The sequence below is a fragment of the Mycoplasma procyoni genome, from assembly GCF_017052595.1.
In the GTDB taxonomy this organism is placed as follows: domain Bacteria; phylum Bacillota_I; class Bacilli_A; order Mycoplasmatales; family Metamycoplasmataceae; genus Mesomycoplasma_A; species Mesomycoplasma_A procyoni.
On the sequence record NZ_JAFIDB010000005.1, the window covers coordinates 64,936 to 85,811 of the forward strand.

The following is a 20,876-nucleotide window of genomic DNA, read 5'->3' on the forward strand; positions in this document are numbered from 1 at the left end:
CATTATGGAAAGAAAATTTAACGAACAAGAATTAGTAAGAAGAGAAAAACTGAATAAATATAAGGAATTAAATGTTAATCCTTATGCTCAAGCATTAGACCCAATTAGCGACAACTCAGTATCTCTAATTGTAAAATACTACACATTCACAAAAGAAGAATTAGAGCAAAAACAATTCAAAGCTTCTGTTGTAGGAAGAATCATGACTCACAGAGGACCTTTTATTGTTATTAAAGATGATGAATCTAAAACACAGGTATATTTCTCTAAAAAAGAAAATGAAGAGCTTGCAAAATTAGTAGAAACTTTCGACATCGGAGATATTATTTTTGCTTCAGGAACTGTTATGAAAACAAAAACAGGGGAAATTTCTGTAAAAGCAGAAAACATTAAACTTTTAACAAAAGCCCTAAAACCACTTCCTGAAAAATTCCATGGACTTGTTGATGTAGAAGAAAAATATCGTCGTCGTTATGTTGATTTAATTATTAATGAAGAAACAAAAGAAGTGTTTTGAACAAGAAGTAAAATCATTTCTTTTGTAAGAAGATTTTTTGATGATTTAAAATACTTAGAAGCTGACACTCCTGTATTACACCCTATTTTAGGAGGAGCAAGTGCAAGACCTTTTACAACATTCCACAACGCCCTAAGTATGGATTTCTATTTAAGAATTGCAACAGAATTACCTCTTAAAAAACTATTAGTTGGTGGCTTTGATAGAGTTTATGAAATCGGAAGAATCTTCAGAAACGAAGGAGTTGACACAACTCACAACCCAGAATTTACATCAATCGAGTTCTATGAAGCTTATTCAGATCTTCACGGAATGATGAAAAGAACAGAAGATTTAATTTCTTCTTTAGCTAAAAAATTAGGTAAAGAAGAAATTGAGTACGGAGGACACAAAATCTCTCTAAAAGCTCCATTCAGAAAAATTGATATGGTAGATGAAACTTCAAAATATGTAGGTTTTGATCTTAAAAAAGCTTCATTTGAGCAAATTAAAGAAGCTGCTCTTAAAAACAAAATTAAAGTAGAACCTTACTTTACTTCAGGTCACTTAATCAATGAGTTATTCGAGTTATTTGTTGAAGAAACACTAATTCAGCCTACTTTTGTTTATGGACACCCAATTGAAATTTCACCACTTGCTAGACAAAATGAAAAAGATCCTCGTTTCACAGACAGAGCAGAGCTATTTATCAACACAAAAGAATACGCAAATATGTTTAGTGAGCTTACAGATCCAATTGATCAACTAAAAAGATTTGAAGATCAATTAGAAGAAAAAAATGCAGGAAATGATGAAGCAAGCGAAATTGACATGGACTTTGTAGAAGCTTTAGAATACGGAATGCCTCCTGCTGGAGGATGTGGAATTGGAATTGATAGACTTGTAATGTTATTAACACAAAAAGAATCAATTAGAGAAGTTCTATTATTCCCACACTTAAAAAATAAAGGACACAACTAGAATATGAAAAAATTTTTTGCTTTTGATTTAGACGGAACATTATTAACTTCACAAAGTAAAATACATCCAGAAACAATAAAAGCTTTTGATGAAGCTAAAGCAAAAGGACACTATTTAGCTATTGCAACAGGAAGAGCTGTAGCATCTACAACAATCTTCTTAGAACAATATCCACACTTTGACTACATCATTTCAAACAATGGTACAGTTCTATTAGATGTTAAAAGTGATGAAACATTTATAAATAATTACTTATCAAATGATTACTTTGAAGATATGCTGCAAGAAGCAAAAGACACAAAATCTTTCTTTTCTGTAAGTACAGAACATAATGTATATCACTACAAAGCAGAAAATGAAGATTATGAGTGATTAGATGCTCAAGAAAAAATGGATTACAATCCAGATCACTTCAAAACAGAACTTGAAATTAGAAATAATCTAAAATCAGAAAAAATCACTCAATTAGCTTTAAGAAACTCTTCAACAAGAATTGAAGAAATAGCTTCAAAATACAGACAAAAATACCAAAACAAAGCAACTTGTTTAGTAACAAACAGAGTTTATTTAGATATTAATCCACTAAATTCAGATAAATACAACGGAATTAAAATGGCTCTTGACAAACTTAATTTAACTAATGATAATTTAGTTACATTCGGTGACTCTGGAAATGACATTTTAATGCTTAAAAATGCAAAATACGGAGTTGCAATGGGTAATGGAACAGATGCTTCAAAAGAAGCTGCTTATGACGTTATAGGCGACCACAACACAGATGCAATTGCTAAAAAAGTGCGTGAATTAATATAAACACCAAAATCGAGAATAGTCTCGATTTTTTTGTTTTTCTTAATTTCCGTAAAGAAAAACTAAAGCTCAAATTTAGTAAATTTTCGCGAATAATTAGAAATTTTAGTAGTACAATTAAAATACAATAAAATCAGAGGAAGAGAATGGAAAATTTAGAAAACAAAGAAAACAAAGAAATTAAGGATAACAAAAATAAAGAGAGACTTAGAGGTAAACAGTTGTTTGGATATATGGCAACAGCCTTTATTTTTCTGTTTACTCTTTACGCTATCATAGGATTATCAATACATTTTGGTACAGAAAAAAATGTTCAGGAACAACTCGAAATACGTATTGAAAATGAAAAAAGAAATCAAAAATACTCAAAACGATCATTAGGACAAGTGGATAATTCAGATATTTCATTCAACCATTTTTCTGTTCAAGATAAGGATACAAGTTTTAGAGATTTAAATACCCTAAAAGAAGAATTCTCTTTTTATGATAATTATCCAGAAGCTAAAGCTGAACACTCCGATCTTAAAGTTTCAAATATTGAATTTTTAAGAGCTTATCCAACATATGGAATTATTATTGCAAAATTAACAATTGAAAATAAATATTATCAAACAACAGAAATCGATTATGCAATTGATGGATTTAAAGCAACTGATGGAAATGATTTTGTGTCTAAAAGAATAATTGCAAATCCCTTTGTTTCAAAAGAACAAAACTTACAATCTCAAATTTTCTTCAAGGACAAAAAAGGAAATTTAACAAGTGCAAATGGAGTTTTTATCGATTATAAAATTGAAGAAAATAACACCTTTCCAACAAAGTGATATTTCTTAACAAACGCTCATATTACAGATGTAAACAATCACACAGGAAACAACCCTTTATACAACAACAACTCCAAAGAAGAAACAACTAATTTTTACATCAGTTCTCCAAATATAAATGATGAAGTAATCGATTCCCAGAAAAGTTTAACAATTGAAACTAAATTACCAAAAACAGTATTTCAAGGAACGGATTTCTTGAGTACAAAACCTCATGATATTTGAAATAAAATAAGCGAAGAATATGAAGAAATGATCGATGTTGGTGTTCTTGAAATTGATTTTGAAACCACAGAAAAAGCACAAAAATTCTTTAACAATGTTTTAGATAACATCGATAAATCAATAATAAACTTAAGAAGTGCTTCTATTACAAGAGATATAAACAATATTCAAACGCTTTCTTACATAAATACTTCAGAAAATGCTCCAAGTGATGACCAAACAACAGAAAATTGAATAAACCAAAACACATTAATTTATAAAACAAAACCAGACAGTATTCACCAATTAAAAAATTATGAATTTCATAATAACAGGGATTATCCATATAAACCAAAAGAAATACCATTTCAAGATTCTCTTTTTGATGAGAACGAATTTATTACAATTAACAATGTAAAGTATAAGACTCAAGGTTGAAAAGGAAGAATTCTTTCAGCTAATTTTGGAAAAGGTTCAAGCGGATCTCCTGTATTTTACAATGGTGAATTAAAGGGAATAAATTATGCATCAGATAGCGATAGAAAGTCTAATCAATATTTTGTGTTAAATACACATGGATATACAGGTTCTAGAATATATGATAAATCTATTTATGAAGAAGTTAAAAAAGAAGAATTTTCTATTTATGATTTAATAGGAGATGAGCAAATGATTTGAGAAGGAATACAAAAAAAGTTTAATTCAAGCAGAGATGTACATTTGAAAAATCCTCAAAAACGTTATTATGGAAACTATGTGTCACGTTCAGATCAAAAAAACAGTTATTTAATTTCTTTACTCAAACTTTATGGAAATGATTATAAGACATTTTTAATAAAAAGAGTAAAAGAATTAATTGAAGAACCATTTAAATAAAAATCTGAAATTATAAAAAGCAAAACGGACATGTGCTATTACAACTTAAATGGTTCGTTTTTTAATCCAAAAATAATTTTTCCACACCTGTTTGTATAGCTCAAAATTTATACATAAAGAAAAGTCGAGATGAAGATGATAAAAAATGATATAAACCGACGAATCATTTAATTGAGGTATAGAAATGAATGAAAAAAATAATAACAAAGATACAAATGATTTAGGATTGTGAAAAAAGTTTCTCTCTTTAGATCGTCCTAATAGACAACTTTGAGTTATGGGAATATTTGCTTTTATTGCTTTCGGAGTTTCTTTACCATTTGTTATGGCTTACAACTATGTCACAGAAGAGCAACGCAATAAAAAAGAAAAAATCTCTCAAAAGTTTGAGGAATTTACAAACAATATTACTCAATATGATTTAGAGCTTAATCAATCTAAAATACAGGAAAATACAGCATCAGAGTTTCTAAAAAGCGATATAAGAAGATTTGTATCTATTAAAAAAGACTTCTTTTATGAAGATAAAAAATATTTTATTAATGTTAATCCAAAGATAGAAACTACAATAGTTATAGAAGATAAAGGTATTATATTTGGAAACATTCTTGTACATATTTACTCAACAGAAATTAGAATCCCTGCATTAATTAAAGGTCTAAAAAAAGAAGATAAAAAACAACAACAAACTACATTAATTCCTAGTTATTCTAGTAAACAACAAATCTTTAAATTTCAGAACCAGACTATTAATGGGCAAATAATTGATTATTTAGATACAGAAGATAAAACAAAATTTTTTGTTTTGATGCCTCATGAAGATCTTGAAAAAATAGAAAACTCAACATCTGATGAAAAAAGGGTTTCTGTTTGACAAGACAACATAAAAATCAAGGCTAAATATCTTAAAAAAGTTTTTGATTCTAAAGATCTTTTTCAAAATTATGATTCATTTGTTTCTGTAGCAGAATTTGAAACAGATAAAAAAGAGTGACACAGTTATGATGAAGATTCTGAAAATAGTTTCAGTAATTTAAAAGATATCACTTATATTACTGAAGAATTTCAAAAACAAATAGCTTGAAATAGAGAACTTATAGACGATCAAATTGTTTATAAAAAATGAGATGGAAATAGCGATGATTCACCCAAAAAACTATTAAGTGATGTGTTTGAAAAAGATGAAAATAAAGAAAATTTAAACCTTCTCAAAACACTTGATTCAACTGCATCAAACGAAACTGAATTAAAACCTGTTTTTGGAAGATTGCTTAACATCGATAATAATTCTAATCCTAACGGAATTCCTATTTTTCTGTATTCAGATATTAGCGGAATGATTTTAAAGAAATTTGAAAAAGATGACTTAAACTATTTCATCCTTAATAATCTTAATAGAAGTTGAATAAAAAATAGTTCAAGCAAAAATATTGAAACTTATGATTTTATTGGAACAGAAAAAGAGTTTATTGACTACATGTTTTCTTTGTATAAAGAAGAAAAAGAAAACATGACATTTAAGGAATGACTCAAATATTATGAGTATTTTGGGATTTCAAAACTAATAGAAGATTGAGAAAAAGTTCCTTATCAAAAACAGAAAAAAAGTTATATAAGTGCCATAAAATCCCTTTATGGAGAAAAACTAAAAACAAAGAGAATTGAACAATGAGAGAAAAGAAAACAGTTAATTTTAGAGTGAATAAACAGAAAAAAAGAAAAAACAAAAAATCGAGAATAATCTCGATTTTATTTTTTTATTTTTCTTTGTAGTTTAAGTTTAGTGCATTTAAGATTGGTTGAATAATGAAGTTAAATGGTTTGTTGAAGTGTGGTAAGAAGTAGTAATCCATTAGAGCAATTTGAGGAAGTGTTAATCCTTGTTGGATTGCTAATGATAGCATGTAAATAACTTCTGTGTGGTTTGCTGCTCTACCTTTTGAACCGATTTGAGCTCCAAGTAATCTTAATGTTTTTGTATCGAATGTTAATTTAACTCATACTTTGTAGTGGTGTTTCATGAATTCTGGTCTGTCATTGTCTTCAAAGTAAATTGTTTTAACGTGTTCTTTAATACCTTCAACTTTAGCTGCAGAAACTTCTGTTAGTCCTGTTGATGCGTAGTTGTAGTTAAATACGTTAATTGCGTTTGTTCCTGAGTATCCTGGGAATGGAATTGATTCGTTTCCTGCTAAGTGGAATGCTGCAATAATACCTGTTTTAACAGCGTTTGTAGCTAGAGCGATGTGTGCATATTCTTTTGTTGAGTTGTGAATCATAGCTGATGAGTCACCAATTGCATATACATCTTTGTCTGAAAGTGATCTTTGGAATTTGTCAACTTTAATTGCACCATTTGCTGTTTTTTCAACACCTTGGATTAATTCTGTGTTTGGTTTAAATCCAATAGCTAAAATAACTAAGTCAGCTTCATATTTACCTTTATCTGTAACAACTGCTGAAACTGCTTTTCCATCTTTAGATTCAAATTTTTGAACTTTTTCACCTAGGTGTAATTTAATTCCGTGTTCAACGATTGAAGCTTCCATTTTTGAAGTAAATTCAGGGTCGAAGTAGTTAGGAACGATTCTATCTTGCATGTCAATTAGAGTAACATTTTTTCCGTATTTGTGGAATGCTTCTACTAATTCGATTCCGATGTATCCAGCACCAATTACAACAACATTTTTAACTTTAGGATCAACTGCTTTAGCTTTAATTTCTTTAGCATGAGCAAAGATTTTTGAAACTAGAATGTTTTCTAAATTAATTCCTTCAAATGGAGGAATGATTGGTCATGTTCCACCAGCGTATACTAGTTTGTCGTATTTGTCTTTAAATGTTTCTCCTGTTTGTAGGTTTTTAACTACAACATATTTTTCTTTTCTGTTAACTTCGATAACTTCATGAGCGATTTTAACATCAATCCCCATTGATTTTAATTCTTCTACACTTGAGTAGAATAGACCATCTGGGTTGTCGAATTCCCCTCCTACTCAAAGAGCAATCCCACATCCTAAGAATGAGATATCTGTGTTTCTGTCGTATGCAACTAATTGAGCGTTAGGTGAAACTTTTTTCATTGTTCTTAAGAAAGAAGTTCCAGCGTGGTTAGCACCGATTGAAATAATTTTCATATGTTTAATATTCCTCCATAAATTTTTAAATTGTCTGTTAATATTATAAACTTTTATAAACAAAAACTAACATCTTTTTTTAGTTTTTGAAAAAATGTGCTTATTTTTGCATACAATTTGCTTTTTTCATTTTTAAGCTTGCTAAAGAAGTAGTCTAAAATCATATTTTTGAGCTTGCTTTTTACAAAATCATGACTCAAAAACACTTCTATTTTTTCTTTGTTTGAAAAGTTGCTTTTTTAGTTAAAAAAAGCTAATAATTAAAGTTATATAAAATTAAAAAAGTAGTAAAATTATTACACTTTTAAAAGGAGAAAAAATGAAGAAAATTAAGTGATCAATTCTAATGGCAACAGCCATCACAATTCCTACAATCTTTTCTTGTCAAAAAAGCGAAGAAAAGATTGATTTTGACAAAGAAAAAGATAGTCAATATAACGGAACTTTCACAAAACCAACAGTTCCAACAGACCCAAATGTTGATATTTTTAACTTAAAACTTTCAGATCAAAATGAAATTTTTCAAGAACCAATAGTTACAGTCCTAAAGGGAGAAAAACTATATAAAGAAGATTTTCCAGAAACAATTAAAGTTGTGAATTCTTCTAACGTTGTGACTGAACAAAAAGTAGTTTGAGAAAGTGATAGATTCAAAAAAACACTTTGAGATGAAACTTTTGAAGTTGAGGGACATTTAGAATCAAACCCTCAACAAAAAGTTAAAGCAAAAGTTTATGTTGATCAAAACGATAAAAGCGTGAGTTATAGCTCTTCTGTACCTTTAGCATTTAATCAAGCTCAAGGAAATTCAATGATTGATTTCAAGAAATCATCAACTGATGGCGGAAGAAATATCTGATTTATTCTAACACCGGACACCTCACAAACTTATAAATGAGATAACTCAAGAAAACACAATCAAGAACAGCAACCTTATTTAACTTTTAATTGAAATGAAGAGAAAACAATTTCGCAAATCAAAATTTGATGATGAACTGGAGGGCCTGGTGGTAAAAAACTTCCTGAAAAAATGAAGTTCTTTAGTTCAAAAGACGGCAAAACTTGAATTCCAGTAACAAGACTTGAAAAAGATAGTGCAGCTGATTTTGGTGGTGAAGACATCAAAATGAGTTCACAAGCAAATGTAACTGAACCAACAGAATTTAACTTTGATACAATAAAAACACACTTTTTTAAATTTGAATGAGAGCCAGCTAAAACAGAAACAGGCGGAAATTCATCCATAGGAATAACAGCCTTTAGATTCTTTGCAAAAAGTCCAGAGTATCTAGAAGTTGCTGAAAAATCTTCAATTTCTCATTTAAATTCAATAAGTATCAATGATAAAGAAATTGAAGGTTTCGAAGCTAATAAAACAGACTACAACATTCAATTAGATGATCTAAATCAAGAACCTAAAATAACTTATGACAATATTAAAACAAGAATGAATATACAGCTCAAACAGGTGTTTTCGCAAAAAGATGAGAACAAAAATGTCCTTAAAAGAGTTTATAAAATTTTAGTAACAGCACAAAATGGAGATACAAAAGTTTATACACTAAATGTATCTAAAAAGTAGGTAATTATGCAAGAGAAAAACAAAAAGAAAAAGAAAAGTCTTATAGTCCCATTAGCAATAACTGGAGCTGTTTTAACAACAGGATCTATTGCTGTAGGAACAACTCTTGGAGTTTTAAATGATTCTAAATCTTCAATGAGTCCAGAAAGAAAACAAGAACTACTATTTTCAAAATATATAGAAAACCAACCAAACAAAGAACTAGATAGCTTCCTAAAGTCATTTAGTTTAGTTTTATCTTTTAAAAAAGAACTTAATTTAGAACAAAAACAACAACAAATTGATAACATCAAAGAATTTGTTAAAACATTTAATGATTTTGAACAAATTCCTGTTAATAAACTAAATCAGAGACTAAACGAAAAAGAAGAACAAATCAGCAATAAACTAAAAGAAATCAATGATTTTAGAGAAAGTCTAAAATCATCTGTTTTAAACAAATCTTTTGAGTCAACAATGAATTCTGTTTCAGACATAAAGAAAAACATTGAAGAATTAAACAAACTAAACCCTGAAATTGACTCAAAAAACAAAGAACTTGAAGAATTTGCAACAAAAATCAATACTTATGACTTTAAAAATAGCGCACTTTTAAGTTTTGTAGATAAAAAGTTTAATACAGAACTTAAGTCATCGGGCGACTACGATTCTTTATTTAATAATCTTAAATCTGCTGATCAATCTTTAAGTGATTTAATGTTTATGTTTAATCTTTTTAAAGATCAAACACACGAAAATACAGAACAATGAGAACAAATCAAAAAAGAAGTTGAAAGTTTTGATGCTCAAAACATTTCTAATTTCGATAATTTATCACAAATACAAACTAAAATAACTGAAACACTTGAAAAATTCAGAAAATACTTAGTTGACAATAATATCGAAAGCAACTATATCACAAAGAAAAAAGAAAATCTTTTAGAACAAATTAAAAACTTTAAGCTTTTTAGCAACGAGCAAAAAGAACAACTAAAAACTGAACTTGAAGCTGTTAGCGAATTAAAATCAATGTTTGATTTTGAAGACAAATTAAAACAAAATCAACAAGAAGCACAAAAAGAACTTGATGCTTTTGTGTCAAAAATACAGGATTCTCCTTTAGAATCAAAATTTAAGCTACTAATTCAAGACCAAATTAGTCAATCAAACACAATGGAAGAAATTAAAGCAATTGAAGAAAACTTTAATTCATTCTTAACAAAAATAAGTGAACTTCAAAATAAGATTTCTTCTTTTGAACAACAAATTTCATCTAATTCAATCGCTCAAAATAAACAATATCAATACAAAAAATTAAAAGTTGAAATTGAAAAATCTTACAAAGATTCAATTTGAAACAATTATGATCTTCAAACTCCAAACAACACAATAAGCAAAATTTCAGAACTTATTAATAAAATTGATGAAATTGAAAAACAAAGTGATGACAACTCAAAAAGCGTGCTTGATTTATTTAAAGATGAAGCACTTCAAAATGTTTCAATAGCTAAAATTGATGAAAGAATAAATGCATACAGTTTAAATCAATATCTTTATTCAGCATCTGTTACACTTCAAAATGCAAAACTGTATTTTAATAACAAAGATACTGAATTTATTGACTATGAAATCAGTGACTTAAAACTAAAAGAAAGTGATAAAAACACACTTGTTTTAACTATTTCAGCAACTGCAAAAACAGATTCTCAACTTACAACAACAATTGAAAAAGAGTTCAGTTTCAGTGATAGAGATATTAATGAAGTAATTAATCAAATTTCTGTAGCAAATCTTGATGCTCTTTATACAATTAACTATTTTGAGCTTTCAAAAATTAATTTCAAAGAATTTTCAGCAAATGAAAACTACAAAAAATACTTCACTAAAAAACAAACAGGAATCGCTAATTTCTTTAATTATGAACTCGATTCTTCCTTTGGTTTAGACAATAAAAAACTCAAAAACACACTAAAAATCCTGTATGGAAAACAAGTTATTAAGACTTTTGAGTTATTAAGTGAAAATGTTGTTAACTTTGAAGCAGATGAAAATGATCAACAAGATGACAAAGTAAATAAAGAAAAAATCCTTTCTTTATTAAGTGGACCTGTTGAAAACTTATTAGCCGAAATTGAAATCAAACCAAATCAAACACAAACACACAATGATTTTTACTCAAAAGATGCAAAACAAGCTTTTGAAACTCTTTATAACTTACCAAAATACGGAAAATATGAGATTTATGTAGAAGAATTAGTTTCTTGAAAAGGACAAAAAAATAGCGATAAAGGTGGAAGTGCCGATTTATTCTTTTGATACAAAGAAAACGGAAATAAGGTAGCTCTGCCTTCAAATAAAGCATCTTATACAAAAGAAGTTTTAGGATTTAAACCTACAAGTTATGACGCTATCGAACCTTTAAATAAAAAGTTCTATAGCCGCGAAGATTTCGTTGGTTCTCAATTCAAAACTATTGAACAACACTTTATTTCAGAAATTAAAAAGATTAATGAAACTAACTTTTCACACAGAAAAGTGCAAGGAAAAGCAAAAAGTAAAGAAGATGTTACTATGTATAGAGCACTAAATGTTAAAGACTTTATTGCTCAAGGTGCACTAGAAAAACTTAACTTCTTTATTGAACTTCATGACGCTACAAAAGACAGTTCAGTAGTTGGTCAAAGTTTCGAAAACGACTGATTTGTCCCTTTAAACGCAAAAATTATTGCAAGAAATGGTGTTGCTAAAAGTGATGCCGTGATCTCTCCTTCAAAACTAAATGACAAGCTACTTAATAAATATGATTATTATTTCTATGATATTAGACAAGTTAATAAGCGTTCAATTGGTTTCAAACTTGGATTCATTAACAAAGAAGACAGCACAAAAAGATTTACAACAGACAAAGAGTATATTTTAGATAACTTTGTTAATGATTTCCAGCAAGTTCATTACCCAAGAGTTATCTTAAACAACATTAAACTATCTGATATTTCTGTAAATCAGGATTTAATTTCACAAAAAGAAGCCTCTTATTATACAAATAATTTAGAGGAACTTAATGAAGCTATCGGTCTAAAATATGGTGATGAAATCGAGTATGAAAACTACTCTCTACCTAAAAATAGATTTAAAATAATTGCTTTAAGCAACATTGATGATGATAGTGCCTTTGTAAGATTTGGATTTAGTAACCATGATAACTCTGTAATTAAAGGTGATGTGTGATACAAAATTAAAGGATTTAAATCAAGTTCACTTACTTCAAGAGCAACTGATTTTGCTTTTGAAAATCAAAATCTAAAAACAATTTTCTATTCTGAAAACGAAATCAGAAGAGAAAGAATTTTAGAACCTTACTGAAAAGATCTTGAGTGAACTATTGACAAAGATACAAATGTTGCTTCTTGAGTTCTTGATAAAAAATACATAGAAAATACTTTATTAACAGAAACAGCAAGACACAGAAGTATTAGAATTAGTCTGTTTGGAAATGCTTATGTTGCTGACAAAACAAACAACAGACAAAACAGAATCAAACAAGAAAATCATGTTCCAAAATTTGATTTAGACTTTGAAAAACTTGCTAGAAACGAAGAAATTTTTATCGAAGGTAAAGTTGGCGATTTCAGTGTTAATGTAGACGGACAAACACACAAAATACCTGAAATAGCCTATATTTTCAGTGCTAAATACAATCCTGAAAAAGGAATTGAGATTAGTTTTCAACTAAAAAATAAAGAACAAAAAATCGTGAGCGGTTATTTAGGAGATCAACCAGAAGATCAAGTATTTTCAAATGAAAGAGCATTCTTTTTAGCTTATGCTCCTGCAAAAATCTACCTAAAATACACAAACTCACTTGAACACGAAGACTTTGGTTGAATCAAAACTAACCAATATAACTATAAACAAACAAATTACGACATCCAAAACCAACCTTTCTTACACTATAACGATGATAAACAGTCTTCAAATCACAACATTTACAACCCTAACCAAAACGTAATTTACAAAATTCACGAAGGATATAAACCAGATCGTGAGTGAATTAGAGCTGAATGAAAAGATTGAGATTTAGTAAATTCTGTTAAAGCAAGAAGTATTAAATATGTTGCTAACTCAATTAATGGTTCTGGTTCAATGATTGGAAAGGTAAATGACGATCCAAATGATGGAAGATTCTATTTACTAACTAACCACCACGTTGAAAAAGAATTTACTTCACTAAATCAACTTTCGGGCGATTCTCTACCTTCTAAAGATGTTCATAGAGGATTTATGATCTACAGTGATAGATATGCAAATAATGTCTTGAATGGTTATAGATATGGAGCTACAGAAAATGAAGTAGGATTTGGAAGAACTATTTCAAATGTTCTATGAGTTGGAGTTGATAACTCACAAATTTCAAAAGATGGAACAGAAAGAAAGAATTACGATGCTGCTGTTTCTGTTGTTGATATTAATCCAGTAATTAAATATGCAAAAGAACACGGGAATTTCGGGCTTGCTAAACATTTACAAAACTGATTTAAGCTTGCTGGAATCAAAATGAATTTCAGATATGAAATATCAGAAATTTATGTTCCTGTATTAAGAGATATGGCTCACAACGGTTTCCCAGCTTGAGGACTAAAAACAGGTTATGTAAATCACAGACCTGAAATAAACGGAAATACAACTGTTTTTGAACAATCTCCAGACTTTTCAACATTGCAATTTGGATCAGGAAACTCAGGAACAGGAATTCAAATTGGAAACGGAGAATTTGCTTCTCTTTGAACTTCAGGAGGAATTCCTACAGGAAGTTACTCTGTTGGATGACAATATGACAGTCCAAAATACAACTTATTTGGAATTAACTGAGAAGGAGAAAATCCTTTAGAACTTAAAAATACAAACTCTCTCGGAGGGCAAATTTTAAGAGCTAATGCTAAAAATCCAAACCAATTTAACTTACCTTGATTCTTTAGAGAAATCAAAAACTAAACAAAAAAACACTCGCAATTAAGTGAGTGTTTTTTTGTTAAACTAATTCATCGCTGTATTGAGGTGTTCTCGATGTGTATTGTGGTTTAAATCCATTATCAAGAAGTTCGTTGTAAAGGGTTGTGTTTCCTTCTTCAACTAATATTGGCGTGTTTCTTCCTGATAAACTTCCTTTTGTTCAATAAAGCAGAATATTTAGTTGTGTTACAGCTTTTGAACTCAAATGATTTCCTGTTAGTTTGATTTTCTGAGTTTCAGAACCATTAGAAAACTCAATTTTTGAAGGTGGCATTTGTGGACTTGTTCTGTCTAAAATGTCAAATTGAGCTTCTGCTAATTCATCTGTGTCAAGTTCATAAGTGTCGCCGTCGTTATGTAACTTAATTCTTTTTAGATATCTTTTAGCATTTGATTTTTTGTAAATATCTGTAAATACAAGACCTCTTAATGTTTTTAGAGAACGCACCCTACTTAAATCGAGTCCAACAGGATAACTGTTTCCGCCTTCTTTTTGATCTGGGTTAAGTCCAGCACCAAATCCACCTTGGAAAACAGCTTCATTGTTTCTAACGAAGTAAGCCATTCTAAGACCTTCGTTAATTCTTTTTAGTTTGTTAGCTCCGTTTAGTAAATCGCTTTCTTCAAAAGCAAGGGCATCAAAAGTAATTCTTGTAGGAATTTTAGCTCCTCTTGCATAATCGAAGCTTACGTTGTAGTCGACTGTGTTAACTCAACTTGTATTTCTTAAAGCAAGTGGATTTAGTGTTCATCCTTCTTTTAGTGAATTACCTGAAGTATAGAGGGAAAGTTCATCAATCTTTTTGTTTTCAAGAGCAATTAGAGATTGTGTATTTGTTCCTTTACCTTCAAAGAAAAGTTCTAATTGAGGCAAGTGTGCTGGCAAGCTTTTTAGAATATCATAGAATCTTTGGTTTGTATCGGTAGCTCCCATGTTTCTAATTCTGTAACTTGTAATTTCTTTTTTCTCATCAATAGCTTGCTTGATGAATTTTTTGATTTTTGCATAACCTCTTGAGTTAGCAGCATCAATTTCTACAACAATTCCTGTATTTCTTTGGTTTGCTTGAGGTTCAATTCTGTCAAGTCTTGAGATTTTAAATCCATCTTCTTTGGAAACACCAAATTGTTTGAATTCAGCACTGTCAGTGATGTCTGTTTTATTTCATCCTTCGTAAGTTCCTTCATCAACTCTTCCTGGAGTTCTACCATAATATGAACTATAACCAAAAACTCTTCTGTGTGTATTATCTCTAATTAGTGAGTTTTGTACAGGGTTAATTAAAGGATCTCTTGAATAAGAATCGAGTTCTCCTTTTTCATTAACATACACGTTTGCGTTATCTTCTCCAATTGTTAGACCTTTGTTTAAGTCGTTATTTGCGGCTTCAGAAATTTTTGTAAATTTAGAGAAGTCTAAGTAAGAAATGATTTTAATGTATCTAACATCTTTGTCCTGTATTTTCTTAAGTTCAGGATAAAGTCTTTTTCCTTCGTCTGTTAAGAAGTTAACGACAGCATCGCCATTTTCGATTAGTCTTCTAAATTTATCTATTCTCTTTTTGAAATATTCATTATCAATGTACTTTTTAAGACTAAAAGTTGCTGAATCAGGGGTTTTAATGTCTTGAAGTATGTTTGAAGGGAAACCATAACTTTTGAACGATTTAACTGCAAGTTGTCTATTTGCTTCTCTTACTTCGTCTGTAATTTCAGCTGAAACTAATTCAGGTGTGTCGTATCTTTGGTAGTTAATAGGTGAAGCAATACCTGCAGCGATATCTCTTGAGTCGTTATGTCTTTTTGGTCTATGTCTAATTACTGCTTTAATTTTCTTACCGTTTAGTTCATAATAAACTGTTTCTTCTGTTGGTAAAGTGTTGTAATTAATTGTCGGTTTTACAACTACAGGTTCTTCTCTTAAAGGTTCTGCAGGAGGTTTTGGTTTAGGTTTTGGTTCAACTTTTTCAATAGGTTTAGGTGCAGGAGCTGGTGGCACAACAATTTTTTCTACAGGTTTCTCAATTGGTTTAGGTGCTGGGGCAGGCTCAACCTTTTCAGTAGGTTTTGGTTCTGGTGCAGGAGTCTCGATTTTTGCAATCGGTTCTTCTTTTATTTCGTTTTTAGTTTCTTCAATAACTTTAGGAGGGTCTGTTGGTTTAATTTCTGGAATTTTTTCTTCAATAGGTTTTTCAACAATAACTTCAGGTGCTTTAATCTCTTCTTTTGTTGGTTCTGGTTTTGTTTCTTTTATAGGTTCAACAGGAGTTTCCTCTTTAATTGGTTCTGGTTTAATTTCTTCTTTTGTAGGTTCTACTATAGGTTCTTCTTTAATTGGTTCAACAGGTTTTTCTTCTTCTTTTATTTTAACAATAGGTGCTTCTTCTTGTGGTTTAGCTTTTAAATTTCAGTCTCTAATGGAGTTATCTGCATCATTAAAATATACATCTCTGTTGTCAATTTTTAAAACTCCGTTTTCAATTAAAAAGGGATTTGTAGCTTTAACACCATTTCCTTTTAGATTTAAAATAGTTCCTAAAGAAACTGCTCCAGGAATACTTAAAGCCGCTGCTCCTAAAATAATTAATTTTTTAGTACTTGTCAATTTTTTCATTTTCTCTCCTTATATATTTAAATTATAGAACAACACAAAATAAAAATAAGAATCAAAATGAAAAATAGCGTTTTTTGCCAAAAATTAGCGTTTTTCCTTTATTTTAGTAAATTTTTAGCCTTAAAGTTTTATAATTTTTATTGTAAATAAAGAGAGGTCGAAAATGAATAAAACTAAAAAAATAATTTTAACTACAGGATTGATTTCAGCACTTCCATTAGTTGCTTTTTCATGTTCCCCAGCACAAAAAGCAAAAGAAAATAAGGATGATACAGAAAATAAAGATCCTAAAAAAGAATTAAAAACAGACAATAAAGACAAAAAGAAAGATTCAAAAACACCAAAAACAGCTGACACAAAAACAAAAGAATCTGGAGAATTTAAAGCTGATAAAGGAGCTTCTACTTCTAAAAAAACCGAATCAGTTGAAGGCGATGATAAAAATATACAAAGAGAAATTGACAATCTAACTATAGAAGTAACAGAATGAGATGGACCTAATAAACCTAAAAATGAAGTTATCTTTAGTAGACTTATACCAACAAGCATAAAATTTAATGTAAAAGGAACAGATAATGCAGAAATTAAAAATAATGCTTCTGTTCTTTCTGTTGCTATTGAGAGAGAAGAAAACGGAACAGATAAATCTGTTTACACAGGAAGCGGAGAAATAATATATCTTTTTAAAGTAAAAGGAAAAGAATACACAAAAAGAGTTGCTTATTCTGGTTTTAGAACAAATCCTCGTGGAGTTGATGCTAATAATAAAATCATTTTATCTCAACCCGTACCTAAAAGTGAACAAGAAAAATATTATGCAGGAGATCAAAAATATAGATTCCAAAAAGACAATGAAAAATATATATCTGGACTAAGAAGCAGACAAGGAGCAGATTTTAGATCTACAGAAAATCTAGAATCAAGTAAGTTAAGTGAATTTAACAAAAAAGCTGAAGAATTAGGGTTAGATAATTATGAAAATCAAAAACTAAAAGGATTTACAATTCCTGTTAGTGAAGAAGGCGAAATTAAGCTCTCACTAAACGATGGCCCTGAAGTTCCTAAAGCTCCTAATAACACAGACTTTAGAGGTAAAAACCCAGATCTAGCAAGATTCCAACAATTTGGAATTCCGAGATATTTACTTAATGAAAAATACAAAGATTATGCACTGCAAACTTACCAAATTACTGTAACTTTCCAAGATCCAGAAAGACCAGACAACAAAAATGCTTCTCGTTCTGAATCTGGAACAATCTGAATTTTAGATTTTATTAAAGAAGAAAATGGCAAATACCCAACAAAATGATTCTTTGGAACAAACTTACACGTTGCAAATATTCTTAAGTATAAAGATGTAAAAGGATTTGCACTAACTAAACTAAATCCAGATGTTGGAATTCATACAAAATTAGGATTAGTTGAATTTGATCATGAAAAATTCTCAAGACTAATTAGTGATATGGTTAAAGGAAACGAAGCACTAACAACATTCTACACAGCAGAAGATTATTTAAATTCCAAACCTGCTGATTTTCTTGAGAAAAAGCAAGCTGAAAAATACAAAGATGCAGAAGAATTTATAGATTTTGCAGTTCTTGAGTTAGATTTTAATAAACTACCTAACAATGGAAGTTATGGAGGATATTTCGATTTTTCAGAAGCTGATAAATCAGAAGTTGCAAAAAGTTTTACAAACAGTTATGCAACAAACGAAAACAAACACATCAAATTCCTAAGTACTTCTTATTTAAGTAATTATGAAAAAGCAAATCAACCACTTGTTATCAAAAAAGGAGAAACACCAAAAGCTGTAGATAACTTCTATTTAGTTGGTTATCCATCTGCTAAAAACGATTTTACTTTTGATCAATATGTAGATGAATTTGAATACCAAAACAAAGTAAGATCATTCTATTTATTTACAAACGGAGACTTTGATTTATTTGGAAACATTAGTTTAAATGAAATTAATGAAACATATTCTATACCTGAAAAAGTCTGAAATAAAGGTTATGATTTATCTTATGCTTTAGGTTATAGAACATTCGTTGATAAACCAGGATTATCTGATGAATTTATTTCTGCATCAAAAGTTGGAAAAGACTTTTTAGTTTCTAAAGAAACAGGAAAAACACTGATTTCTTCAGGACTTTCTTATTTACCAAGAGCTTACTCTCCTTTAGGAGGTTCTTCAGGTTCTTCAATGAGAAATCAAAACAATGAGTTAGTTGCTGTATTCCACGCTTCCAACCAATCTGCTGTTACAGGACTTGCTTCAGCATTTAGATCAGAAGGATTTGATTACAAAGGTGCTTATGGAGAATACAATCTTCCACAGTATGATCTAATCTATGGTGGAGGAAAAAACCAAAAGAGTTCCTATAGACAAAAACTGATTGAAAAATATGGCTCAAAACACACAAATCTCTTTAAAGATAATTACGAAATTCCAGAGAAGTTTAAATTCAAAAATACAGAAAATACAGGCAAATAAGAAAAAAAGAACAGTTTCAAACTGTTCTTTTTCTATAGCAGATTTATACCTTTTGCTTTTAGTTTTTTCTTGTAGTCTTCAGGTCAATAAGAACTCTGAACTTCCCCTATATGTGCCTTTTCTAAAATTAGCATACACACACGACTTTGACCAATTCCACCACCAATTGTCAGTGGTAAATTTTTGTCAATGATTGCTTTGTGGTATGGAGAAAGTTCTTTGAGTTGTGCTTCAGTCATTTTAGATTGTTCTTTGAGTGACTTTTCATCAACTCTGATCCCCATAGAAGAGATTTCTACAGCTTTTTTGAGTGTATTTGATCAAACTAGTAAGTCTCCATTTAGTTTTCAGTCATCATAATCAAAAGCTCTTGTAGAGTGAATTAGACCTGATTTAAGCGGATATCCAATTCTTTTAATAAAGACAACTTTGTGTTTTTGAGTAATTAAATTTTCTCTTTCATCAATTGAAGATTCTGGATAAAGATCTTCCAGATCTTGAGCTGAAATAAAGAAAACTTCTTCTGGTAAGTCATTTTCTAAAGAACTGAAACGCTCCACCATTTCCCTTTTTGTCTTTTTAAAAGCATCATAAATTAAAGAAACAACTTCTTTTAAAAAGTTTATATTTCGATCATCGCTTGTGATAATTTTTTCTCAATCTCACTGGTCAACATAAAGAGAGTGAGTCTCATCAAGAACCTCTTCTCTTCTGATTGCATTCATGTCTGTGTAGATTCCTTCGCCAACTTTATAATCATATTCTTTCAGCGCATTTCTTTTTCATTTAGCTAATGAATGAACTACTTCAAGTCTTTTATTATTTACCATTTTAGCTTCAAAACTTACAGCACTTTCTCCGTTTAAACCGTCGTTTAGTCCAGATTCAGGAGCAACAAATAAAGGAGCTGTAGCTCTTGTAAGATTTAAATTCTTTTTAAGGTGCTCTTGAAAAATGTGTCTTAAGTCTTGAATTGCTTCTTGAGTTTGTCTAATTGTTAATTTTGATTTATACATTTTGGTCTCCTAAAATAAAGTCTTTTAGTATTTTAAAATACTTTTGAAAATTTTCATTAAACATTAAGTGTCCTGTTTTTTCAAAAACTTCAATTTGAATGTTTTTAACATTTTCTCTAAAGTATTTTATACAGTTTTCTCTGTCGATCACAGCATCTTTTTCACCTAAAACCAAAAGAGTTGGTACATTGATTGATTTAAGTCCTTCTTCAATTGAGTTCATTAGCTCCATATTAGGTAGTGATTTACCTAATTTAAGCGTATTTTCGTTGTGATACAGATAAGGATCAAAGTCTTTTTCACACTGTTCCATCAGTTCTTTATTATTAAAAAGGGAAACTTCAGGATCATAATAAAGTGCTTTCATAAAGGTTTTTCACTCTGCAAAAGTTTTTGGGAAGTAAGTTTTAAAATAATCTTCTGTTGTTGCAAGTGAAGTTTTATTCATTGGTGCTACATAAATTAGTTTTGAAAAAAGATCAGGTCTTTTTTTGTAAGCAAGCGAGATAGTTCCTCCACCCATTGAGTGTCCGACTAAAATAACATCTTTTAAGTTATTTTCTTCTATAAATTTAATAAGAATATCTGCAAAAGAATACACAGAAATTTCTTCGTTGTTCTTTGGTTCAACTAAGTTATTCCCTGGAAATTGAATTGCATAATAGTCGCTTAAATTTCAAGCGTCCTCAAAAATCTTGTGTGTTCTGGGTGATGAATTAAAGCCATGAACAAAAATAATAGGCTTAAGTTCTGGCTTTAATCCCTTTTTATAAACAAAGTTGTAATCGTATTTTATTTCTTTCATTTTTCTCCTAAACTATTTATTTTATTTTAGTATGATTTAAAAATA

The 20,876-nt window shown here is 29.6% G+C and carries 11 protein-coding genes; 7 read left to right on the forward strand and 4 right to left on the reverse strand.

All coding sequences use genetic code 4. The features are described 5' to 3' along the window. The first annotated feature begins 4 nt into the window (after window positions 1-4). From lysS to JV122_RS02640, 4 genes are all read left to right on the forward strand, one after another. Entirely contained in the window at window positions 5-1,477 is a 1,473-nt protein-coding gene (lysS, locus tag JV122_RS02625) for a lysine--tRNA ligase (protein ID WP_205842962.1), read from the forward strand. Window positions 1,478-1,480: 3 nt separating this feature from the next. Further along, window positions 1,481-2,290, forward strand: a complete 810-nt coding sequence (locus tag JV122_RS02630) for an HAD family hydrolase (protein ID WP_205842963.1) — start codon at window positions 1,481-1,483, stop codon at window positions 2,288-2,290. A gap of 143 nt (window positions 2,291-2,433) precedes the next feature. Next, entirely contained in the window at window positions 2,434-4,191 is a 1,758-nt protein-coding gene (locus JV122_RS02635; RefSeq protein ID WP_205842964.1) for a DUF31 family putative serine protease, read from the forward strand. A gap of 184 nt (window positions 4,192-4,375) precedes the next feature. Next, window positions 4,376-5,932: a hypothetical protein gene (locus JV122_RS02640; protein ID WP_205842965.1), complete on the forward strand. Its 1,557-nt coding sequence runs from the start codon at window positions 4,376-4,378 to the stop codon at window positions 5,930-5,932. Between the two features lie 16 nt (window positions 5,933-5,948). Here the strand turns inward: JV122_RS02640 and JV122_RS02645 are convergent, their stop codons facing one another. Beyond that, window positions 5,949-7,328 carry an FAD-dependent oxidoreductase gene (locus tag JV122_RS02645; protein ID WP_205842966.1) on the reverse strand — a complete coding sequence of 460 codons (1,380 nt, stop codon included), beginning with the start codon at window positions 7,326-7,328 and terminating at the stop codon, window positions 5,949-5,951. Between the two features lie 319 nt (window positions 7,329-7,647). Between JV122_RS02645 and JV122_RS02650 the strand changes: the two genes are divergently transcribed. After that, complete coding sequence (locus tag JV122_RS02650) at window positions 7,648-8,910, forward strand: hypothetical protein (RefSeq protein WP_205842967.1); 1,263 nt, start codon at window positions 7,648-7,650, stop codon at window positions 8,908-8,910. 6 nt (window positions 8,911-8,916) lie between these two features. Beyond that, window positions 8,917-13,881, forward strand: a complete 4,965-nt coding sequence (locus JV122_RS02655; RefSeq protein WP_205842968.1) for an MGA_1079 family surface serine endopeptidase — start codon at window positions 8,917-8,919, stop codon at window positions 13,879-13,881. A gap of 37 nt (window positions 13,882-13,918) precedes the next feature. Here the strand turns inward: JV122_RS02655 and JV122_RS02660 are convergent, their stop codons facing one another. Beyond that, window positions 13,919-16,513, reverse strand: a complete 2,595-nt coding sequence (locus tag JV122_RS02660) for a putative immunoglobulin-blocking virulence protein (RefSeq protein WP_205842969.1) — start codon at window positions 16,511-16,513, stop codon at window positions 13,919-13,921. A gap of 163 nt (window positions 16,514-16,676) precedes the next feature. On the opposite strand from JV122_RS02660, the gene mip reads away from it, so the two are divergent. Continuing rightward, window positions 16,677-19,010, forward strand: a complete 2,334-nt coding sequence (gene mip / locus JV122_RS05030; protein WP_205842970.1) for an Ig-specific serine endopeptidase MIP — start codon at window positions 16,677-16,679, stop codon at window positions 19,008-19,010. A gap of 32 nt (window positions 19,011-19,042) precedes the next feature. On the opposite strand, the gene asnA is transcribed toward mip, so the two are convergent. Both asnA and JV122_RS02675 read right to left on the reverse strand, forming a co-directional pair. Next, a complete protein-coding gene (gene asnA, locus JV122_RS02670; RefSeq protein WP_205842971.1) occupies window positions 19,043-20,026 on the reverse strand; it encodes an aspartate--ammonia ligase in 984 nt (327 codons plus the stop codon). Beyond that, window positions 20,019-20,831, reverse strand: coding sequence for an alpha/beta fold hydrolase (locus JV122_RS02675; protein ID WP_205842972.1), 813 nt, complete (start codon window positions 20,829-20,831; stop codon window positions 20,019-20,021). Before JV122_RS02675 ends, asnA begins: the two co-directional genes overlap by 8 nt. Between the last annotated feature and the right edge of the window lie 45 nt (window positions 20,832-20,876).